Source organism: Pedococcus sp. P2_F6 (genome assembly GCF_056403675.1).
Map to the genome: position 1 here is coordinate 358,833 of NZ_JBFUEZ010000004.1, position 19,873 is coordinate 378,705.

Consider the following 19,873-nt stretch of genomic DNA (forward strand, 5'->3'; position numbering starts at 1 on the left):
GAGGCGCCGACGCGGCATACCCGCGTGTGGCCGCGGCGCTCAGCCGAGCTGGTCGTCGACGAAGCACCAGCGCCAGGACTCGCCCGGCTCGAAGCTGCGCATCACGGGGTGGTCGGTCTCTCGGAAGTGCGCCGAGGCGTGCTTCTGGGGTGAGGAGTCGCAGCACCCGACGTGGCCGCAGTCGAGGCACAGCCGCAGGTGGACCCACGTCGTGCCGTCCCGGAGGCACTCCTCGCACCCGTGCGGGCTGGTCGGCGCCACGAACCGGTCGTGGTGGTCGGCGAGGTGCTGACACTCGTCCTCGGGGCGCTCCGGGGGCAGCAACGGGTCCTCACGGAGCTCGTCGGAGCGTTCCTCGATCCGGTCGAGCATCGACTCCTCGATGTCGAGCTGGGCGAAGACGTGACCCAGCACCTCCTGGTCGACCGTGCCCGCGTCGCGGATCCGCAGGAGCTCGGCGCGCTCGGCCCCGAGCATGATGAGCCGCACCCGGCGGTAGGTCGCGCTGGGCGTCTCGACCGCGTCGGCGCGCCCCTGGCCGAGCCGCTCCCAGACGATGTTCGTGCGGTTCTCGGCGCGCCGGCGCAGGGTCTCGATGACGTCGTCGTCGACGTCGTGGTGCTCCTCGAGCGCCTTGAGCCCGGCCGCGACCGACGACTGGAGGATGGTCGCCTCCTGCAGGGCGTCCTCGCGTGGGTCGGGGCCGCGCACGCCGAGGCTCCTGGCGAGCCAGGGCAGCGAGAGTCCTTGCAGGAGCAGGGTCGCCACGGTGACGGTCATGGCGGCCAACACGAGCGTGGAGCGCTCGGGAGTGCCCTCCGGCAACGTGAAGGCCGCGGCGAGGGTCACCACCCCGCGCATGCCCGCCCACGAGATGACGGCGGCTGCCCTGGGGTGGAACTTGCCCTCGCCCTTCGGGAGCTTGGCTTGGAGGAGCTTGAAGGGGAAGACCCAGATCGGTCGCAGGATCACCACCGTGGCCAGCACGGCAAGGCACACCAGGATCACCCGACCCCACCCCGGACCGGTCTGGCCGGCGTCCTCCACGAGCCGGCGCATCTGCATGCCGAGCATGAGGAACACGACGTTCTCGAGGATGAACTGGATGGTCGTCCAGTTGATCCGCTCGCTCAGCCGCGACGAGGCGTTCTGGATGATCGGCGACTTGTGCCCCAGCAGCAGGCCCGCGACGACCACGGCCAGCACTCCGGAGCCATGGTAGTGCTCAGCGGGCAGGTAGGCGAGGTAGGGGACGATGAACGAGATGGACGTGTCGATGGCCGACTCGGTGACCTTGCGCCGGACGAAGGCGATCACGACCGCCACGAGCACCCCGAAGCCCACCCCGAGCACGACCGCGCGGCTGAAGTCGAAGGCCACCGAGCCCATCGTCACCTTCTCGGCGTGCTTGCCGGACGCGACGGCGCCCGCGGCGAGCGGGAAGGCGGCGATGGCGGTACGCAGTGACACCAGCGCCGTGGCGTCGTTGACCAGCGACTCGCCCTCGAGGATGGTCACGATCCGTCTCGGCAGCCCGATCCGTCTCGCCACTGCCGTGGCGGCGACCGCGTCGGGGGGCGCGACGATCGCACCGAGCCCGAAAGCCACCGCGAACGGGACGTCGAGCAGCTTCCAGGTGACCAGGCCCACGCCCGCCGCGGTGAACAGGACGAGCCCGACGGACAGGCCCAGGATCGGTGTCCAGTTGGCGCGGAAGTCCACGAGCGAGGTGCGGATCGCGGCGGCATACAACAAGGGCGGCAGCAGGCCGACCAGGACGACCTCGGAGCTCAGCTCCGGCTCGGGGATGAACGAGACGTAGCTGACTGCGACACCCACCACGAGCAAGGCCAGGGGCGCGGCGACGCGCCACCTCTGCGCGAAACCCGCGACGACGATGACGGTCGCGATGATGGCGACGATGGCGCCGGCAGTTTCCACGGGGACATCCTCGCAGGCAGCCGCAGACGTGCCGGGCGTGGGCGGGTGAAGGCGGTCCACCGCCGGGGGTGGACCGCCTCAGGCGCCTCGGGTCACTCGGGCCGTCAGCCGAGCTCGCCCAGCACCGCCTCGCGCAGCGTGTCGAGGCCCACGCCACCGATGTCGAGCGCGCGGCGGTGGAAGTCCTTGAGCGAGAACTGGTCTCCCTCACGCTCCTCGACCTGGTCGCGCAGCTGCATCCAGAGCCGCTCGCCGATCTTGTAGGAGGGTGCCTGGCCGGGCCAGCCGAGATAGCGGTCGAGCTCGAACCGCAGCCACGCCTCGCCCTGGTTGGCGTGGTCGGTGAGGTACTGCCAGGCCTTGTCGTAGGTCCACTCACCCCCGCCGACCTCGGCCGGGGCGTCGAACCCGCAGTGCACCCCGATGTCGATGACGACGCGGGCGGCGCGCAGCGACTGGCTGTCGAGCAGCCCCATCTTGTTGCCCGGGTCGTCCATGTAGCCGAGCTCGTCCATGAGCCGCTCGGCATACAACGCCCAGCCCTCACCGTGACCGGAGGTCCAGGCGAACATGCGGCGCCACTTGTTGAGCAGCTCCGATCGGAACACCGTCTGCGCCACCTGGAGGTGGTGCCCCGGAACGCCCTCGTGGTAGACGGTCGTGAGCTCCTTCCAGGTGCCGAACTCCGTCACGCCCTTGGGCACCGACCACCACATGCGTCCGGGACGCGAGAAGTCCTCGGAAGGGCCCGTGTAGTAGATGCCGCCCGTCTGGGTGGGGGCGATGAGGCACTCGATGGTCCGCACCGGGTCGGGGATGTCGAAGTGGGTGGCGGCGAGGTTGGCGATGGCCTCGTCGGCCCGCTCCTGCATCCACGCCTTCAGCTCGTCGGTGCCGTGCAGCTGGTATGCCGGGTCGGCGTCGAGGGCGGCGATGGCCTCCTTGACGGAGCTGTCGGGTTTGATCTGGTGGGCCACCTGCTCCATCTGCGCGGTGATCCGCTCGACCTCCTGCTGGCCCCAGGCGTAGGTCTCGGCAAGATCGACCGTGGCGCCGAGGAACGAGCGGGAGAGCAGCGCGTACCGCTCCGGACCGCAGGCGTCCGCCTCGGGTGCGACGTCGAGCAGGTGGGCCTTGAGCCAGGTGCCGAGCTCGGCATACGCCGAGGAGGCGCGCTCGGCGGCGGTCGCGAGCACGTCCCTGGTCGACTCGGCCAGCTCGCCTGCGCCGCTGTCGTCGCCGCTGAGCCTGGCGTCCTCGACGAGCTTGGCGAAGTACCCGTCGTCCGCGACGAGGTCGACGCACTGCTGGATGCAGGCCTCGACCTGGCGACGCGGCGCGACGTTGCCCTTGGCTGAGGCGCTCAGCAGGCTCTCCTGCCACCCGGCGAGGGCGTCGGGCACGCGCTGGAGGCGTCGGCTGATGACTCCCCAGTCCTCGTCGGTGTCCGTGGGCATGAGGTCGAAGCAGCCGCGGACCTCCTGCAGCGGGGAGGCGATGACGTTGAGGGACATCTCGTCGAGCCCGGCCCGGTGGGTCTCCTCCGCCAGCCCGAGTCGCTCGCGCATCGCGGCCAGGGTGATCCGGTCGATCTCGTCGACGGGGGCTGCTCCGTCGAGCCGCGCGAGGGTGTCGGAGCGCAGGGCGGCGTGGGCCTCGTGGCCGGCGGGGGAGAAGTCGTCGAGCTCCTCGTCGTGACCGGCGATGCCGAGGTAGGTCGCGGTGATCGGGCTGAGGGCGACGAACTTCGCCAGGAAGTCGTCGGCGATGCGGTCGATGTCGGTGGCGGGTCGGGCCGCTGCGGTCGTCTCTGTGCTCACGCGAGCGAAGGTACCCCAGCGTCCTGACGGCGGGCACCGCAATAACCCGGGAGCGGCGCCCGCCCCTCTGCGTGCCGCAGGGCATACCCGGGCTGCACCGCCACACGGCGTTGCCACCGTCCCTAGGCTGGGCGCATGGCTGCACACCTGCTGTCGCTCAACGTCGGACGCGCCGAACCCAGCACCGCCAAGAACGTCGGCGTGACCGGCATAGCCAAGCGGCCGGTCGGGTCCGCCCACCTGCGTGCCCCGGGACCCAAGCACGGTGGGCTGGGCAGCGGTGTCGAGGGGGACTTCCTCGGCGACACCCGGCACCACGGGGGCGACTACCAGGCTGTCTACGCCTTCGCCCGTGAGGAGCTCGACTGGTGGGCGGAGCAGCTGGGACGGGACCTGCCCGACGGCATGTTCGGGGAGAACCTCACCACGAGCGGTCTCGACGTCGACGGGGCTCTGGTCGGTGAGCGCTGGGCGGTCGGCAACGAGGTCGTGCTCGAGGTCTGCGGGCCCCGGATCCCGTGTGCCACGTTTGCCGCACGGATGGGCGAGCGCAGCTGGGTCAAGCGGTTCAGTGGCGTCGGGCGCACCGGCGCCTACCTGTCCGTCGTGACCGGCGGGACGGTGCGCCAGGGGGACGCCATCGAGGTGGTGGCGCGCCCCCAACACGACATCACGGTGCCCGACACGTTCCGGGCGTTCATGGGTGACCTCGAGGCGGCCGAGCGCGTGCTTGCGGCCAACTGCCTCGTCGACGTCGAGGCTGCAGAGCTCCGCGAGACCGTCACGCGCCGCCGGGCCGCCGGCACCGAGCTGGACGAGTAACCCGCGTCGAGCACGGGCCCGTCGACCGACGACCACGGTCCGGTCGACGGTCACGGCGCGACGAGGTGTGAGGCGCATTGACGGTGGGGTTCCGGTCCGCCCTGGCTGACCAGGGTCGTCCGCCCACCGCGGGCGCGTGGGGGAAGTCGGTCAGCCGGGCCAGGCGGAGGCGCGCCAGGCGCCCCGACCAGGAGTGAGCGGGCGGCGCACCGCCCGGGCCGGGGAGGACCACTGCGAGGTATGCCGCGCGGCTGGCGCCTCGGCGCCGCCCGAGGCAGCGGACAGCACCGCCAACAGCGCGGCCACCTCTTCGGGGGTCGCGTCGCCGCGGACCAGCCGCAGTGGCGGCAGGCTCGACGCCCGTCCCGAGGTCCCCTCGGTGTCGCTCATCGCCCCGGCCCCCAGCCGTGAGCCTTCGAACGGGTCACAGCGGGATGTTTCCGTGCTTCTTGGGCGGCAGGGTCTCGCGCTTGGTGCGCAGCGCCCGCAGTGCCTTGGTGACGTTCATGCGCGTGTTCGACGGCGTGATGACGGTGTCGACATAGCCGCGCTCGGCCGCGATGTAGGGGTTGGCGAGGGTGTCCTCGTACTCGGCGATGAACCGGGCCCGCGCCTCGTCGACGTTCTCCCCGGCCTCGGCCGCGGCGGCGAGCTGCTTGCGGTAGAGGATGTTGACCGCGCCCTGGGCGCCCATCACGGCGATCTGGGCGGTCGGCCAGGCGAGGTTGATGTCGGCCCCGAGGTGCTTGGACCCCATCACGTCGTAGGCGCCGCCGTAGGCCTTGCGGGTGATCACCGTGACGAGCGGGACGGTGGCCTCGGCGTAGGCGTAGATCAGCTTGGCCCCGCGCCGGATGATGCCGTCCCACTCCTGGTCGGTGCCGGGCAGGAAGCCGGGCACGTCGACGAACGTCAGCACCGGCACGTTGAACGCGTCGCAAGTGCGCACGAACCGGGCGGCCTTCTCGGAGGCGTCGATGTCGAGCGTCCCGGCGAACTGCATCGGCTGGTTGGCGACGACCCCGACCGAGCGCCCCTCGATGCGGCCGTAGCCGACCAGGATGTTCGGGGCGAACAGCGGCTGGACCTCGAGGAACTCCCCGTCATCGAGGACGTGCTCGATGACGGTCTTCATGTCGTAGGGCTGGTTGGCGCTGTCGGGGATGAGCGTGTCGAGCTCGCGGTCCTCGTCGGTGACCTCGAGCGACGGCAGCTCGGCGGCGTCGTCGGCGAACGAGGGCGGCTCCTCGAGGTTGTTCGACGGCAGGTAGGACAGCAGCGCCTTGACGTACTCGATCGCGTCCTCCTCGTCGGTGCCCATGTAGTGCGCGACACCGGACTTGGTGTTGTGGGTCCGGGCGCCGCCGAGGTCCTCGAACGACACGTCCTCGCCGGTCACGGTCTTGATGACCTCGGGGCCGGTGATGAACATGTGCGAGGTCTGGTCGACCATCACGGTGAAGTCGGTGACCGCGGGGGAGTAGACCGCGCCGCCGGCACAAGGCCCCATGATCAGCGAGATCTGGGGGATCACCCCGGACGCGTGCACGTTGCGGCGGAAGATCTCGCCGTAGAGGCCGAGCGAGACCACGCCCTCCTGGATGCGGGCGCCGCCGGAGTCGTTGAGACCCACGACGGGGCAGCCGACCTTCATCGCGAAGTCCATGACCTTGCAGATCTTCTCGCCGAACACCTCACCCAGCGACCCACCGAACACGGTGAAGTCCTGCGCGAACACCGCCACGGTGCGACCGTCCACCGTGCCGTAGCCGGTGACCACGCCGTCGCCGTAGGGCCGGTTGGCCTCCTGGCCGAAGGCGGTCGACCGGTGTCGGGCGTACTTGTCCATCTCGATGAACGAGCCCTCGTCGAGCAGCAGCTCGAGGCGCTCGCGGGCGGTCTTCTTGCCCCGTGCGTGCTGCTTCTCGACGGCCCGCTCGGACCCCGCGTGCGCGACCTCGGCGACACGCCGCTTGAGGTCGGCCAGCTTGCCGGCCGTGGAGTGGATGTCGATCCCCGAGTCGGGGGCGGGAACGTCGGTGCCGCCGACCGAGAGCGGATCAGCGACGGAATCGGTGGTCTGCGCCATGCCGGCGAGCCTAGCCTTGCCTCCATGCGCGAATCGCTCGACCGTGAGGCATTGCACGAGGCGTTGGTCACGCCGGGTCAGCCGTGGACGGGGGTCGACGTCCACCCGGCGCTCGGCTCCACCAACCTCGAGGCGGCCCGCCTCGCCCAGCAGTGGCGCGTGGTGGTGACCGACCACCAGCAGGCCGGCCGAGGGCGCCTCGGCCGCTCCTGGGACACCCCTGCCAACACCTCGGTCACGCTCTCGGTGCTGCTGCCCGCCCCCGATCAGGGTCGCGGCTGGCTGCCGCTCGCCACCGGTCTGGCGGTTCGCGACGCCCTGAGCGAGGTCGCCGGGGTCGACAGCGCGCTCAAGTGGCCCAACGACGTGCTGCTGCCCGCGGACGACGACCGCAAGGTGTGCGGCATCCTCTGCGAGCTCCAGCCCACCGGGATCGTGGTCGGCCTGGGCATCAACGTCGACCAGGACCGGGACGAGCTCCCGGTCGACACGGCCACCTCGTTGCGGCTGGCGGGTGCCCCCGACGTGAGCCGGGAGCGCCTCGTCGTGGCGGTGCTCAGCCACCTCGCCCGGTGGCACGGTGAGCTCAGTGGCGCCGCGCCGGCGCGCGCCGGCGTCCACGCGGCATACCGCAAGACGTGCGCGACGATCGGGCGCGAGGTCGAGCTGCACGTGGCGGGCGGTGACGTGCGCAGCGCTCGGGCCCTCGGCGTGGACGACGAGGGCCGACTCGTCGTGAGCAGCGCGGGCAGCGAGTATGCCGTGGCCGCCGGCGACGTGGTCCACCTGCGCTCCACCACGCCCTAGGGTGACCGCATGAGCGAGGTTGGCCGGCACCGGGTGGTGCGCCCGGAGGACTTCGCGGCGCTGCGCGCGGACGACCTCGAGGCGCGGCTGCTCGGCAAGCCGGCCACCATGGCCCGCCGGGACGTCTCCCGCGGCGCCGAGGTGTCGCTCCTGTCGGCCCGCAAGTTCTGGCACGCGCTGGGCTTCCCGAACGTCGAGGACGACGACGCGATGTTCACCGAGGCCGACCAGATGGCCCTGGTGGCCACCGCGCGACTGGTGCGCGAGCAGGAGCTCGACGAGACGACGGCCCTGGCGATGACCCGGGCGTTCGCCCGCACCACCGACCGTCTCGCCGTCTGGCAGACCCAGCTGATGGCCGAGGCGCTCGCCGATCCCGATCTCGAGGCGGCGCTGGACGAGGCTGACGCCCGAGCCGTGCCCGACCTCGCTGCTGCCGAGGCCGCCGCGCGCAAGCTCACCGACATGGCCGACCAGCTCGAGCCCCTGCTCATCTACGCCTGGCGGCGCCACCTCACCGCCGCCATCTCGCGCATGCTGGCCGATGCCGACCCCCAGCAGTCCTCCCAGGGTGTGCGCCGGGTTGTCGGGTTCGCCGACCTGGTCAACTTCACCTCGCTGGTCCGGCGGATGACCGAGCGCCAGCTGGCCGTGGTGGTGCAGCGGTTCGAGGCGCTGGCGACCGACATCGTCACTGCGCACGGGGGACGCGTCATCAAGACCGTGGGCGACGAGATCCTGTTCGTCACCATCGACGCGGCGCCGGCGGCAGCCGTGGCGCTCGACCTGGTCGAGACGATGGCCGAGGACGACCTGCTGCCCGACGTGCGGGTGGGCATGGCCGTCGGACCGGTCCTGTCACGCCTCGGAGACGTCTTCGGCACGACGGTCAACCGCGCCAGCCGACTGACCAGCGTGGCGCCCGGTGGGGGAGTCCTGGTCGACGACGCACTTGCCTCGGCGCTCGCGGCCCTGTCGGGGTTCGAGACGACGGCGCTGCGGCGTCGCGCCCTTCGCGGCATCGGACCGGTCACGCCCAGCGAGCTGCGGCGGGCCGCCGGCGGTCGCCAGCCGACCGCGCAGGCCGTCACCCCCACCCGAAAGGCGTCCTCATGAGCGCAGAGCTGGTCCGCATCGACCGACACGGGGAAGGTGGCCACGTGGCCGAGCTCGTCCTCGACCGCCCCGAGGCGATGAACGCCGTCTCGACCGCGATGGCCCAGGCCCTCTCCCGGGCGACGACCGAGCTCGCCCAGGACGCGGGCGTTCGGGCGGTCGTGGTGTCCTCGACCCATCCGAGGGCCTTCTGCGTCGGCGCGGACCTCAAGGAGCGCAACTCCTTCACCGACGACGACCTGCGCGCCCAGCGGCCGGTGGCGCAGGCGGCATACCGGGGGGTCCTGGACCTTCCCGTGCCTGCGATCGCGGCGGTGGACGGCTTCGCGCTGGGGGGCGGCTTCGAGATCGCGCTCTCCTGTGACCTGGTCGTGTGTGGTGAGGACGCGGTCGTGGGCCTGCCCGAGGTGAGCGTCGGCGTGATCCCCGGCGGGGGCGGCACCCAGCTGCTCACGCGCCGGGTGGGTTGGTCGCGGGCGGCCCAGATGGTCTTCACCGCCCAGCGGTATGCCGCGCACGACGCGTGCGGCCTGGGTGCGGTGGACGAGGTGGTGGCCGCGGGGACTGCGCGCGACCGCGCCCTCGAGCTGGCGACCATGATCGCGTCCCACTCACCTGTCGGCATGCGCAACGCCAAGGCCGCCATGCGTCGCGGGTTCGACACCGACCTGGACTCCGGACTGCGCATCGAGGACGAGATGTGGGCGGCAACGGCCTTCTCCGGGGACCGTGCCGAGGGGGTCGCCGCCTTCAACGAGAAACGCCGTCCCGTGTGGCCTGGTCGCTGAGATGGGTCCCTTCTACATAGCATCACCCTCATGACCCGTGTGCTCCTCGCTGAGGACGACCCTGCCATCTCCGAGCCGCTAGCTCGCGCCCTGCGCCGTGAGGGGTATGACGTGGACGTCCGCGCAGACGGACGGGCGGCACTCGAAGCCTCCGCGGAGAACCCGGACCTGGTGGTGCTCGACCTCGGGCTGCCGTACGTCGACGGGCTCGAGGTGTGCCGCCGGATCCGTGCCGAGGGGCGCACCGTGCCCGTGCTGATCCTCACCGCCCGCGCCGACGAGGTGGACACCGTGGTGGGCCTCGACGCCGGCGCCGACGACTACGTCACCAAGCCGTTCCGGCTCGCCGAGCTGCTGGCCAGGGTGCGGGCGCTGCTGCGCCGCAACCCCACCGACGCCCCCTCCGCCCACGAGCTCGTCCGCATCGACCCCGAGGGTCGGCGGGCTTGGTTCAAGGAGGAGGAGCTCCAGCTCACTGCCAAGGAGTTCGACCTCCTGCGCGTGCTGGTGCGTGAGCAGGGCAAGGTCGTCTCGCGTGAGCAGCTGATGCGCGAGATCTGGGAGACCGCCTGGTTCGGGTCGACCAAGACCCTCGACATGCACATCTCCGTGCTCCGCCGGAAGCTCGGCGACGACGCTGCACAGCCGCGCTACATCGCCACCGTCCGTGGGGTCGGGTTCCGGTTCGAGCGCGGCGACGAGATCTGACCGCTGACGATGCGGCAGCAGCTGATCCGCTCGACCGTGCTCGCGGTGGCCCTGGCGATCCTGATCACCATGACCCCGGTGGCGTTCGCCATCTGGAACGCCACGGTCCACGGCAAGGGCATCGTCGCGACCTGGCTCGAGGAGGGCACCCCTGCCTCGACCTCGATGCGGCTGGTGCTCGTGGTCATCGGCCTCGGCGTGGCTGCCCTCGGTGTGGGGGTCCTGGTCGCGATCCGGCAGGCCCACCGCATGTCGCGGCCGATGACGCTCCTCGCCGAGCGCGCCGAGCGACTCGGTGCCGGTGAGTCCCGGATCCAGCCCATCAACTCCGGCATCGCCGAGCTGGACCAGGTGTCGGAGGTGTTGTCGCGGAGCGCGCAGCGGCTGACCAAGTCGCTCGCGTCGGAGCGCGACTTCGCCGCCGACGCCTCCCACCAGCTGCGGACGCCGTTGACCGCGCTGCTGATGCGGCTCGAGGAGATCGCCGCCACCGACGACCTCGAGGTCGTCCAGGAGGAGGCCAGCATCGCGATCGACCAGGTCGAACGCCTGACCCGTGTGGTCGACGACCTGATGTCCCGCACCCGCAGGGGCGGCGACGAGTCGAAGGCCACCGTCTCGCTCGACTCGGTCATCGCGGCCCTCCAGCGCGAGTGGCAGCCGGCGTTCGAACAGGCTCGACGCAGCGTCCGGGTCCACGGTGAGCGAGGGCTGGTCGTCCAGGCCAAGCCGGTCGACCTGTCGCAGGTGCTCTCGACCCTGCTCGAGAACGCGCTCGCCCACGGCCGGGGCACGGTCGACGTCCACGCCCGGCGGAGCGGTCCGTCCGTCGTCGTCGAGGTGAGCGACCAGGGCGAGGGGGTCCCGTCCTCGATCGCCCCCCACATCTTCGAACGCTCGGTGACCACGACCGGCACGGGCCTCGGGCTGGCGCTCGCGCGCGACCTGGCTGAGTCCAACGGTGGCCGCCTCGAGCTCATCCAGGCCCAGCCGGCGATCTTCGCCCTGTTCCTCAGCGAGTCCGACAGCACCTGACCGCCCGCCCCGCCTTTATCGGGTGACCCGATAAAGGTCGACTCCACCCCGAAACGGTTCCGGGGTGGAGTCGACCGTTGTCGGGTGAGGCTGCCCGGCCCGGGTGCTGGTTCGGGGCGCTCAGCCTTGGGTCTCGGCCATCGGTGAGGTGTCCTCGAGCGGCTCCTCGCTGAACACGAACCGGCGGTAGGCCCAGAACCGGAACAGGGTGCCGAGCGCGATGCCGACGAGCTTGGCGACGTTCTCGGCCACCAGGCTCTCCTGCCCGAGGAAGTGGTGCGAGAAGCCGACGCAGGCCGCCTGGATGAGCAGGGCCACGCCGTTGGTGAGAGCGAAGAGGAGGGCTTCGTGGTGCACGGGCCGGTTGCGGCGGTGCCGGAACGTCCACATCCGGTTGCCGATCCAGGCGACGCACGTGGCGACCGCTGCCGAGATGACGGTGGCCACGACCGCGCGGGAGAGCGGCCCGTTGCCGTAGCCCGACAGCACGGTGCTGCGCAGGATGTTGAACAGGCCGAGGTCCACGACGAAGGCCACTGCTCCGACGATCCCGAACTTGATCATCTCGCGGTAGAGGACGTCGATCGTGCCGCGCAGGCGGGCGACGACGGAGTGGTTCTCGGACACCAGAGGAGCCTATCGGCGGATGCCCGCGGCCCGTCGGCGACGGTGGCAGATATCCTCGCCGCGTGACGTCACCGCAGCGCGCCCCCGGAGGATTCCCGGTCGTCGGCATCGTCGGCGGCGGGCAGCTGGCGCGGATGTGCGCCGCCCCGGCGGCAGAGCTGGCGATCACCCTCAGCGTCCTCGCCGAGGCGCCGGACGCGGCGGCAGCCCAGGTCATCCCATCCTCACCGGTCGGTGACCACACGGATGTCGAGGCGGTCCTGGCCTTCGCCAGGGAGTGCGACGTCGTCACCTTCGACCACGAGCACGTCCCGCCGAACGTGCTGGAAGCCCTTGTCGCAGAGGGCATCCCGCTGCATCCCACGCCCGAGGCCCTGCGTTTCGCCCAGGACAAGCTGGCGATGCGCGAGCGCCTCACGGAGATCGGCGTCGCCTGCCCGGCGTGGGCCGGCGCCAAGACCGCCGCCGAGGTCGAGGCCTTCGCTGCCCGGGTGGGCTGGCCGATCGTCGCCAAGACACCGCGCGGTGGATATGACGGCAAGGGCGTGCGGGTCATCGACTCCGCCGCGGAGGTCGACGACTGGCTGGCCCTGGTCGCGCAGCAGGAGGGGACAGCCGACCTGCTCGCCGACGGCATCCTCGTGGAGGAGAAGGTCGACTTCGTCCGCGAGCTGGCCGTGCTCATCGCCCGCAGTCCCTCCAACCAGGCAGCCGCGTGGCCGGTCGTCGAGACCGTCCAGACCGACAGCATCTGCACCGAGGTGCTGGCCCCCGCGCCCGGCCTCGACCCGGCCCTCGCCGCGGTGGCCACCGAAGCCGGGCTGCGCATCGCCGAGAACCTCGGCGTGACAGGGGTGTTCGCCGTCGAGATGTTCGAGGTGAGGGACCCGCGGACCGGTGCCCCGGCATACGTCGTCAACGAGCTGGCCATGCGCCCGCACAACAGCGGGCACTGGTCCATGGACGGCGCCGTGACCGGTCAGTTCGAGCAGCACCTGCGCGCGGTCCTCGACCTGCCCCTCGGGGCGCCCACCCCGCGTGAGCCGCACACGGTGATGGCCAACGTCCTCGGCGGCGACTACCCCGAGCTCTACCCGGCCTATCGCCACATCATGGCGAGGGACCCCGGGCTCAAGGTGCACCTCTACGGCAAGGGCGTCCGCCCGGGTCGCAAGATCGGTCACGTCAACGTCTCCGGCACCGACCTGGCGCAGCTGCGCGAGCGGGCCGGCCACGCGGCCGACTACCTCGCAGGAGTGATCACCGAATGAGCGACAGCACTGCACCACCCGCCACCACCGAGGCGTCGCCCCTGGTCGGGCTGGTCATGGGCAGCGACAGCGACTGGCCGGTCATGGAGCTGGCGGCCCAGGCGCTCCAGGAGTTCGGCATCGCCTACGAGGCCGACGTGGTCTCGGCGCACCGGATGCCCGAGGAGATGATCGCCTACGGGCAGAACGCTTCTGGGCGCGGACTCCGGGTGCTCATCGCGGGCGCCGGCGGTGCTGCCCACCTCCCGGGGATGCTCGCATCGGTGACACCGTTGCCCGTGATCGGCGTGCCCGTGCCCCTGAAATACCTCGACGGCATGGACTCGCTGCTCTCGATCGTCCAGATGCCCGCAGGGGTCCCGGTCGCGGCGGTGTCCATCGGCGGGGCCCGCAACGCGGGGCTGCTGGCCGCCCGCATCCTCGCCGCCGGCGAGGGGGAGTATGCCGCGGGGCTGCGTCAGCGGATGACCGCCTTCCAGGCCGAGCTGCGGGACCAGGCCCACGCCAAGGGTGCGGCGCTGCGCGAGCGGCGCAGCGGCTCCTGGCAGGGCGCGCCTGGCTCCTGACGAGCCCGCCTGATCACTAGCGGGCCATGCCTGCCGAGCGCACCCCTCGCCACTCGATGCGCGGGCAGGTGTCCATCACGACGTCCATCCCGGCGGCGCGAGCGCGGTCCGCAGCGGCCTCGTCCACGACACCGAGCTGCATCCAGATGGCGTCGATCAACAGCCGGTCCTTGTTGGAGATGGCGTCGTCCACCACCGGCCCGACGTGCTCGGAGTTGACGAAGCAGTCGACGACCTTGATATCGGTGCCGTCGGGGATGTCGGACAGCGACGCGTAACCCTGTTCGCCGTGCACGGTCTCGGCCTTGGGGTGCACCGGGATCAGGCCCTTGCCGAGCTCGACCTTGAGCCAGCGGGAGACCCCGAACGCCTCACGCTCCTGGTTGTTCGACAGGCCGACCACGACCCAGATGCCGGGGTCGATGAGGAGCTCGCGGATGAGGTCGGGATCGTTCTGGTGGCGAAAGCTCATGCCTTCAGCATCACACGATGAGGACGCGTTGGGGAGGGGGACGGGAGGCGGGACAGGGGAGGGGGACAGGGGAGAGACAGGGGGAGTGCCGGCGGGAGGCAGTAACGTCGGCCCCATGAAGTTCGGACTGTTCGTGCCACAGGGCTGGCGCATGGACCTTGTCGGGATCGACCCCAGTCAGCACTGGGGCGTGATGGCGGGTCTGGCGCGACGGGCCGACGCCAACGAGGACTGGTCCTCGATCTGGGTCTTCGACCACTTCCACACCGTCCCGATCCCCAGCGAGGAGGCGACGCACGAGGCTTGGACCCTGATGGCCGCCTTCGCCGCCGTCACGGGACGGGTGCGCCTGGGACAGATGTGCACATGCATGGCCTACCGGAACCCGGCCTACCTCGCGAAGGTGGCCGCCACGGTCGACATCATCTCCGAGGGTCGGCTCGAGATGGGCATCGGGGCGGGCTGGTACGAGCACGAGTGGCGCGCCTACGGCTACGGCTTCCCGCGGGCCGGTGAGCGCCTGCGGGCTCTCGACGAGGGCGTCCAGATCTTCCGACAGATGTGGACGACCGGCACGGCGACGTTCGAGGGCAAGCACTTCCAGGTCGACGGCGCCCGCTGCTACCCGCAGCCGCTCCAGGGCACGACGGCCCCGGGGTCGAAGCACAACGGCATACCCATGTGGATCGCCGGCGGGGGCGAGAAGAAGACGCTGCGCATCGCCGCCCAGTACGCCGACTACACCAACTTCGACCCCAGCCCCGAGGGCTTTGCCGCCAAGAGCGCGATCCTCAAGGGGCACTGCGACGACGTGGGCCGTGACTTCGGTGAGATCGTCCGCAGCGGCAACCTCAACGTCTTCATCGGCGCCACCGAGCGCGAGGTCGAGGATCGGTTCGCCGCGCTGCGGGCGCGGCTCCTCTCGGTGGGGACGCCGGAGGCCCGCGTCGACCACCTGCTCGCGGACTACCGCAAGGCCGCGACGGTCGGCACCCCCGAGCAGGTGGTGGAGAAGCTCGGCGCCCTGGAGAAGCTCGGCCTGACCTACGCGATCCTCAACTTCCCCGAGGCGGCCTACGACACCACGGGCATGGCGATGTTCGAGCGCGACGTGATGCCCGAGCTGCTCGACCGTGAGGAGCACGGCCACCTCTGGCACCTGCCGCGTCGTCGCTGAAGCCGGCGACTCAGGCGGAGGGTGCGCTGGTGGGCCGCGCGGGGAACAGTGTCTGCCAGACGCGGGTGCGGCGCAGGCCCCTGCGCACCGAGGGGTAGTGGCGCTCGAACAGGAACCAGAAGCAGAACGCGACGACGTTCGCGACCACGAAGCCGAACACGATCGCCGCAGCGGGGTGGGCGCGTACCCTGGGCACGGTCTGCAGGTACACGAGCAGGCTGAAGTGGACCAGGTAGAGCGAGTACGAGTAGTCCGACACGTACTTGACGATCGTCCGCACGGGCGCGGGGATGCGTGACTGACCGGCCGGCATCACGGCTGCACCGGCCCCACCCCTCGTTGCCGCGTTCGCGGCCGTTGCCGCCGGGTTGGCCGGGTCCGTGGCTGGGGCCGGGCGGGCCGGGTCCGTGGCTGGCGCTGGGCGGGCGAACCCGAAGTAGAAGGACATCACTCCGACCGACAGCGCGAGCGCGACGAACTCGTCATAGACGTTCCAGTGCGTGCGATGCAGGCACACGGGGGTCGCCAAGAGCCCGACCACACCCAGGACCTGGTGGAGCCGGCGGTGGGTGAACCAGGCGAACCGGTCTCCGATGGCGTATGCCATGCCCACCACCCAGGCGAGGACGAGGCCCTCGCTCGCGACCAGCGTCTGGGCCACGACAGCGCCGGAGAAGAGCAGGACAAGCACGCCGACGACCCCTATTCGTCGGTCCCGCACCAGTCGGAGCAGGATCAGCCCGAAGGTGATGTAGATCCAGAACTCGATGACCACCGACCAGAACGGGTCGGCGGTTCCGATCGGGCCGGTCCTCAGGGGCAGTCCGGTGACTTCGGCGACCGTGCGCATGACTGGGTTGTTGTAGAGCATCGTGAGGTTCGTGACGGTGGTCCACACGTCGAGGGGGATCGTCGTGAACGGGTTTCGCCGCCCCTGCAGCACCAGGCGGTCCGCGACGGCTACGAGGAGGACGGCAGGGACGAACGGGACGAAGATCCGCGCGAACCGCTCGAGGAAGAACTCGCCGAAGGTGTAGCCCGGTGAGGCCATCTTGGTCAGCGCCGACCGGCTGACGAGGAAGCCGGACAGGACGAAGAACAGCAGCACGCCGAGGCTCTGCATGTAGAAGATGCCGGGCGTGGTGCGGTAGGTGCCGTTGGCACGCTGGACCATGAAGACGGCAGGCAGGAAGAGGTTGAGGGAGTGCCCGACCACGACCATCTGTGCGGTCAGGCCGCGGACCGCGTCGAAGTAGAAGAGCTGGTGCTTGCTCGCCGCCTGCAGGTGTGGGTGGGCGACGGTCGTGGTCGGTTCTACCACGCGGTCCACCCACCATCGACGGCCACCATCTGACCGGTGACGTAGGCCGAGTCGTCGCCGGCGAGCCAGGTCACCACGCCGGCGAAGTCCTGCTCCGTCGCCATCCGACCGAGGGGAGTGAGCCGGCTGTACCGGTCGAGGAACAGCGGGTCCTGCCCGCGTTCGATGCCACCAGGGGCGAAGCCGTTGACGCGGATGTCGGGCGCCAGCACGGTCGCGAGGTAGCGAGTGAGCTGGACGAGCCCACCCTTGGTGGCGCCGTAGGCGGCGGGGTTGCCCATCCGGGTGCCGTCGTAGAGACCCATGTTGGGCCCGACGAGCCCGTAGATCGAGGACACCGTGATGACGCTGCCGTGCCCACCGGCGCGGAGCAGCGGCGCCAGCCGCCGGGTGAGGGAGAACGGCACAGTGAGGTTGAGCCAGGTCGCCATCGCGAAGGCCTCGTCGGTCTGCTCGTCGAACGGCACGGCATACCCGGCGATCCCGGACGTTCCCGTGAAGGCGGCATTGTGCACCAGGACGTCGCAGGCCCCGAGCTCGGTGACAAAGTGCTCCACGGCCGTGAGTCCTTCGCCGGTCATCAGGTCCGCGGTGACGCCGAGATGACCATCCCCCAGCGCTGCGACCGTCTCGTCGACGCCGGCACGGTCGATGACGACCACTCTTGCTCCGGCAACCACGAGCGCGCCCGCGAGGACGCGGCCGAGAGGGCCGGCCCCACCGGTGACCACGGCGGTACGTCCAGCGAGGCTGGCGGTCATGCGTGCTCCTCCACCCAGGGGAAGGTGATCAGCCCGGCGGCGATGAGCGCCTCGATCAGCCGGAACTCGTACTCGTCGTCGATCGAGAAGGCCTGGGCCTCAGGGATCTCGATGCCGGCGTAGGTCCCACTGTCGAACCACGAGCGCTCCAGCGCACGGGCCGAGGCGGCACGCCAGATGTAGAAGTTGCCGTTGATCCGAAGGTAGCGTCCGGCGTCCTGACGTCGGACGACTCCGGTGCCGCTGGCGAAGTAGCGCTCCAGCGCTCCCTCCGCACCCACTTCCCGCACTCCGACCCACTCCGGCTGGAACGTCGGCTCGGACACCGAGATCACGCCGTCCAGGTCGGGGTTGCTCCAGAGCAGCTCAGCGGCCGCGTCGAGCTGCTGCGGCAGGCGAGCCGGGCTCGTGGGGTCGAGCAGCAGCACGGCGTCGTAGGGCTGACCCTCCTCCCTCTCGACCCACTCCAGCGCGTGGGTCACCACCGGGGCCATCGGCGTGTCGTCACCGGCGAGCTCGACGGGGCGCATGAAGGGGACGTCGCCACCGAAACGTCTCGCGACATCGGCGATCTCCTCCGAGTCGGTCGTCAGGATGGTGCGGGTGACGCTCGGCGTCATCGCGGCAGCGCGGATCGCGTGGCCGACCAGCGGTATGCCGCACAGCGGGCGGACGTTCTTGCCCGGCAGCCCGCGCGAGCCGCCTCTGGCGGGGATGACGGCCAGGACTCGGGGTGCAGCGCTCACGGGGACTCCGCTCCTCGGGTGCTGGGACGCGACGTCTCGATGGGGTCGGCCGACCCTCTGGCGCCGTCACAGATGCGCACGGCGAGGGCGCCCTCGGCGAGGGTTGCGGGCGCCCCTGCGCGCAGGAGCAGCTCAGCGTCTGCTGTCGGGGCCAGGGCCAGCGCGGCCTGCATCTGCCGGGCCATCACGCCGTTGCGCTCGAGATCTTCGGGAAAGGCGACCACGTCGACCGACCCGTCCGGCGCCGTGGACGACACCGAACCGGTCACCGGGTCCCAGGCGACACTGCCGTCGGCGCTGGTGACCAGGGCGCCCCGCCGAGCTGGGCGAGTCGTGTAGTCCAGCCGGAGCGTCACCGTCGCGGACGGCGTCCGCCAGAGCACCGTCGCTGCCTGCTCGGCGGCGATGTCAAGAGGTCCTTCCCACTCGACGACGGCCTGGATGCTGTCCTCCGCGGGCGGGCCGAAGACGGAGACGGCGTAGTCGATCTCGTGCACCAGGTCCCGCAGCACGCCGCCCTCGTCGGCCCGCGCCGAGTAGGACTGGCGGTAGTCGCGGTCCGGCCGCCAGTCGGGCAGCCAGGACTGCGAGTAGACGTGCGCGCTGGCCGGGGCAGGCAGGGCGAGGGCACGGTCGCGGAACTCGAGGAAGCCGAGGTGCGCTCGCAGGGGGGCGGCCACGAAGACCCGGTGCTCAGCCTCCGGATGCTGCCTGAGACGCCCAGCGTCATCGGCCGTCGGTGCGACCGGCTTCTCCAGCAGCACCCGCGCGGCGCCCGCGTCGAGTGCGGCGAGTGCGTCGTCGACGTGCCTGGCCGTGTCCGTGGCGATGACCACCAGGTCCGCCTGCCCGCTCATCTCGGCGCCCTGGACGTCGTCGAGCAGCGGCGTGCCGTCCAGGTCGCCCACGCGTGGGCGAACCGGCCAGCCGTGGACGTCGGCGCCGAGATCCCGGAGGACGGTGGCGTGCCGGCGGCCGATGGAGCCCAAGCCCCTGACGACGACCGTGCCGGTCATGGGGCCTCCTCCTCGCCTCGCTGCAACGACTCGAGCAGTCATAGTGCCATGACGTCGGGTCGCGGCACGCACGGCACGCACCATGGGGCGCCGGTCGTCCCCCCGGGGCTGGAGGGCGGGTAGTTTCTCCCCATGACCTCCCCTCCGACATGGATCGTGCTGGGTGCAGGTGGACACGCGCGCAGCGTCTGCGACGTGATCGAGCGAGCGGGCGGACTGGTGGTCGCCGTGGCTGGAGACCTCGAGGGCTCGCCCTGGTCGGTTCCGGTGCTCGCTGATGACGACGCCGCCGTGGCCATGGCCCTGGAGGAGGGGCACCGGGTCGCGCTGGGAGTCGGTGCCAACGCCGCCCGCGCTGCCCTCATCGAGCTCTTGGTGCACGCTGAGGTGTCCGTGCCCCCGGTGCTCGCGCTGACAGCGTCGATCGCGCGTGATGCCGAGGTCGGCATTGCGTGCGTCATCCACGAGCATGCGCACGTCGGACCGTTGACGCGGGTCGGCCGCGGTGTCGTCGTCAACACAGCCGCGGTGGTCGAGCACGACTGCGTCATCGGGGATGCTGCCCACATCGCGCCCGGGGCCGTGCTGCTCGGAGCGGCACGCGTCGGAGCCGGTGCCATGGTCGGTTCGGGTGCGCGCATCCTGCCTGGCCGCACCGTCGGTGCGGGTGCGGTGGTGGGCGCCGGTGCCGTCGTGCGGGACAATGTGGCGGCCGGGCGGACGGTCGTCGGCGTCCCGGCCGTCGAGCTCGGCTCGACGGCCGACCGCTTGAGCCCCGGCTGACCACGAC

General features: G+C 71.1%; 20 protein-coding genes. 10 read left to right on the top strand and 10 right to left on the bottom strand.

What is annotated here, in order from left to right; translation table 11 throughout:
- Window positions 1-39: 39 nt before the first annotated feature.
- Window positions 40-1,941, bottom strand: coding sequence for a Na+/H+ antiporter (locus AC1DWP_RS13175; protein ID WP_477614925.1), 1,902 nt, complete (start codon window positions 1,939-1,941; stop codon window positions 40-42).
- Window positions 1,942-2,045: 104 nt separating this feature from the next.
- On the bottom strand, window positions 2,046-3,761 hold the full coding sequence (locus AC1DWP_RS13180) for a DUF885 domain-containing protein (protein WP_477614926.1): 1,716 nt from the start codon (window positions 3,759-3,761) through the stop codon (window positions 2,046-2,048).
- 135 nt (window positions 3,762-3,896) lie between these two features.
- Here AC1DWP_RS13180 and AC1DWP_RS13185 point away from each other — a divergent pair, with 135 nt between their 5' ends.
- Window positions 3,897-4,583, top strand: a complete 687-nt coding sequence (locus tag AC1DWP_RS13185; protein WP_477614927.1) for an MOSC domain-containing protein — start codon at window positions 3,897-3,899, stop codon at window positions 4,581-4,583.
- Window positions 4,584-4,733: 150 nt separating this feature from the next.
- On the opposite strand, the gene AC1DWP_RS13190 is transcribed toward AC1DWP_RS13185, so the two are convergent.
- Entirely contained in the window at window positions 4,734-4,973 is a 240-nt protein-coding gene (locus AC1DWP_RS13190; RefSeq protein WP_477614928.1) for an acyl-CoA carboxylase subunit epsilon, read from the bottom strand.
- A gap of 34 nt (window positions 4,974-5,007) precedes the next feature.
- Entirely contained in the window at window positions 5,008-6,672 is a 1,665-nt protein-coding gene (locus AC1DWP_RS13195; RefSeq protein WP_477614929.1) for an acyl-CoA carboxylase subunit beta, read from the bottom strand.
- A gap of 24 nt (window positions 6,673-6,696) precedes the next feature.
- Here AC1DWP_RS13195 and AC1DWP_RS13200 point away from each other — a divergent pair, with 24 nt between their 5' ends.
- From AC1DWP_RS13200 to AC1DWP_RS13220, 5 genes are read left to right on the top strand one after another with little or no spacing between them, the layout of a single operon-like run.
- Complete coding sequence (locus AC1DWP_RS13200; RefSeq protein WP_477614930.1) at window positions 6,697-7,479, top strand: biotin--[acetyl-CoA-carboxylase] ligase; 783 nt, start codon at window positions 6,697-6,699, stop codon at window positions 7,477-7,479.
- Window positions 7,480-7,488: 9 nt separating this feature from the next.
- Complete coding sequence (locus tag AC1DWP_RS13205; protein WP_477614931.1) at window positions 7,489-8,595, top strand: adenylate/guanylate cyclase domain-containing protein; 1,107 nt, start codon at window positions 7,489-7,491, stop codon at window positions 8,593-8,595.
- Entirely contained in the window at window positions 8,592-9,383 is a 792-nt protein-coding gene (locus tag AC1DWP_RS13210) for an enoyl-CoA hydratase/isomerase family protein (RefSeq protein WP_477614932.1), read from the top strand. Before AC1DWP_RS13205 ends, AC1DWP_RS13210 begins: the two co-directional genes overlap by 4 nt.
- A gap of 30 nt (window positions 9,384-9,413) precedes the next feature.
- On the top strand, window positions 9,414-10,091 hold the full coding sequence (locus tag AC1DWP_RS13215) for a response regulator transcription factor (RefSeq protein ID WP_056922896.1): 678 nt from the start codon (window positions 9,414-9,416) through the stop codon (window positions 10,089-10,091).
- 9 nt (window positions 10,092-10,100) lie between these two features.
- On the top strand, window positions 10,101-11,126 hold the full coding sequence (locus AC1DWP_RS13220) for a sensor histidine kinase (RefSeq protein WP_477614933.1): 1,026 nt from the start codon (window positions 10,101-10,103) through the stop codon (window positions 11,124-11,126).
- Between the two features lie 120 nt (window positions 11,127-11,246).
- On the opposite strand, the gene AC1DWP_RS13225 is transcribed toward AC1DWP_RS13220, so the two are convergent.
- The gene (locus tag AC1DWP_RS13225) at window positions 11,247-11,753 is read right to left on the bottom strand and encodes a GtrA family protein (RefSeq protein ID WP_477614934.1); all 507 of its coding nucleotides are present in this window, start codon (window positions 11,751-11,753) and stop codon (window positions 11,247-11,249) included.
- A 62-nt stretch (window positions 11,754-11,815) separates the two neighbouring features.
- Between AC1DWP_RS13225 and AC1DWP_RS13230 the strand changes: the two genes are divergently transcribed.
- Window positions 11,816-13,024 (top strand): 5-(carboxyamino)imidazole ribonucleotide synthase, encoded by a 1,209-nt coding sequence (locus AC1DWP_RS13230; RefSeq protein WP_477614935.1) that lies wholly within the window; start codon window positions 11,816-11,818, stop codon window positions 13,022-13,024.
- Complete coding sequence (gene purE, locus AC1DWP_RS13235) at window positions 13,021-13,590, top strand: 5-(carboxyamino)imidazole ribonucleotide mutase (RefSeq protein ID WP_477614936.1); 570 nt, start codon at window positions 13,021-13,023, stop codon at window positions 13,588-13,590. The genes AC1DWP_RS13230 and purE overlap by 4 nt, the downstream gene beginning before the upstream one ends.
- 16 nt (window positions 13,591-13,606) lie before the next feature.
- Here the strand turns inward: purE and AC1DWP_RS13240 are convergent, their stop codons facing one another.
- A complete protein-coding gene (locus AC1DWP_RS13240) occupies window positions 13,607-14,062 on the bottom strand; it encodes a CoA-binding protein (RefSeq protein ID WP_477614937.1) in 456 nt (151 codons plus the stop codon).
- A gap of 115 nt (window positions 14,063-14,177) precedes the next feature.
- Between AC1DWP_RS13240 and AC1DWP_RS13245 the strand changes: the two genes are divergently transcribed.
- Window positions 14,178-15,239: an LLM class F420-dependent oxidoreductase gene (locus tag AC1DWP_RS13245; RefSeq protein WP_477614938.1), complete on the top strand. Its 1,062-nt coding sequence runs from the start codon at window positions 14,178-14,180 to the stop codon at window positions 15,237-15,239.
- A gap of 10 nt (window positions 15,240-15,249) precedes the next feature.
- On the opposite strand, the gene AC1DWP_RS13250 is transcribed toward AC1DWP_RS13245, so the two are convergent.
- Genes AC1DWP_RS13250 through AC1DWP_RS13265 form a run of 4 tightly spaced genes read right to left on the bottom strand, consistent with a single transcriptional unit; the run spans window position 15,250 to window position 19,083 of the window.
- Window positions 15,250-16,560, bottom strand: coding sequence for an acyltransferase family protein (locus AC1DWP_RS13250; protein WP_477614939.1), 1,311 nt, complete (start codon window positions 16,558-16,560; stop codon window positions 15,250-15,252).
- Window positions 16,554-17,321 carry an SDR family NAD(P)-dependent oxidoreductase gene (locus AC1DWP_RS13255; RefSeq protein WP_477614940.1) on the bottom strand — a complete coding sequence of 256 codons (768 nt, stop codon included), beginning with the start codon at window positions 17,319-17,321 and terminating at the stop codon, window positions 16,554-16,556. The genes AC1DWP_RS13250 and AC1DWP_RS13255 overlap by 7 nt, the downstream gene beginning before the upstream one ends.
- Window positions 17,318-18,067, bottom strand: coding sequence for an acylneuraminate cytidylyltransferase family protein (locus AC1DWP_RS13260; RefSeq protein WP_477614941.1), 750 nt, complete (start codon window positions 18,065-18,067; stop codon window positions 17,318-17,320). The genes AC1DWP_RS13255 and AC1DWP_RS13260 overlap by 4 nt, the downstream gene beginning before the upstream one ends.
- Window positions 18,064-19,083, bottom strand: coding sequence for a Gfo/Idh/MocA family oxidoreductase (locus AC1DWP_RS13265; protein ID WP_477614942.1), 1,020 nt, complete (start codon window positions 19,081-19,083; stop codon window positions 18,064-18,066). Before AC1DWP_RS13265 ends, AC1DWP_RS13260 begins: the two co-directional genes overlap by 4 nt.
- 132 nt (window positions 19,084-19,215) lie before the next feature.
- Here AC1DWP_RS13265 and AC1DWP_RS13270 point away from each other — a divergent pair, with 132 nt between their 5' ends.
- Entirely contained in the window at window positions 19,216-19,866 is a 651-nt protein-coding gene (locus AC1DWP_RS13270; RefSeq protein ID WP_477614943.1) for a NeuD/PglB/VioB family sugar acetyltransferase, read from the top strand.
- Window positions 19,867-19,873 lie beyond the last annotated feature (7 nt).

Bases quoted from the DNA above. Each gene is read 5' to 3' on its own strand.
- AC1DWP_RS13215 (WP_056922896.1), top strand. From the start codon at position 9,414: ATGACCCGTGTGCTCCTCGCTGAGGACGACCCTGCCATCTCCGAGCCG.
- AC1DWP_RS13190 (WP_477614928.1), bottom strand. From the start codon at position 4,973: ATGAGCGACACCGAGGGGACCTCGGGACGGGCGTCGAGCCTGCCGCCA.
- AC1DWP_RS13195 (WP_477614929.1), bottom strand. From the start codon at position 6,672: ATGGCGCAGACCACCGATTCCGTCGCTGATCCGCTCTCGGTCGGCGGC.
- AC1DWP_RS13205 (WP_477614931.1), top strand. From the start codon at position 7,489: ATGAGCGAGGTTGGCCGGCACCGGGTGGTGCGCCCGGAGGACTTCGCG.
- AC1DWP_RS13200 (WP_477614930.1), top strand. From the start codon at position 6,697: ATGCGCGAATCGCTCGACCGTGAGGCATTGCACGAGGCGTTGGTCACG.
- AC1DWP_RS13220 (WP_477614933.1), top strand. From the start codon at position 10,101: ATGCGGCAGCAGCTGATCCGCTCGACCGTGCTCGCGGTGGCCCTGGCG.
- AC1DWP_RS13255 (WP_477614940.1), bottom strand. From the start codon at position 17,321: ATGACCGCCAGCCTCGCTGGACGTACCGCCGTGGTCACCGGTGGGGCC.
- purE (WP_477614936.1), top strand. From the start codon at position 13,021: ATGAGCGACAGCACTGCACCACCCGCCACCACCGAGGCGTCGCCCCTG.
- AC1DWP_RS13265 (WP_477614942.1), bottom strand. From the start codon at position 19,083: ATGACCGGCACGGTCGTCGTCAGGGGCTTGGGCTCCATCGGCCGCCGG.
- AC1DWP_RS13240 (WP_477614937.1), bottom strand. From the start codon at position 14,062: ATGAGCTTTCGCCACCAGAACGATCCCGACCTCATCCGCGAGCTCCTC.
- AC1DWP_RS13185 (WP_477614927.1), top strand. From the start codon at position 3,897: ATGGCTGCACACCTGCTGTCGCTCAACGTCGGACGCGCCGAACCCAGC.
- AC1DWP_RS13210 (WP_477614932.1), top strand. From the start codon at position 8,592: ATGAGCGCAGAGCTGGTCCGCATCGACCGACACGGGGAAGGTGGCCAC.
- AC1DWP_RS13245 (WP_477614938.1), top strand. From the start codon at position 14,178: ATGAAGTTCGGACTGTTCGTGCCACAGGGCTGGCGCATGGACCTTGTC.
- AC1DWP_RS13270 (WP_477614943.1), top strand. From the start codon at position 19,216: ATGACCTCCCCTCCGACATGGATCGTGCTGGGTGCAGGTGGACACGCG.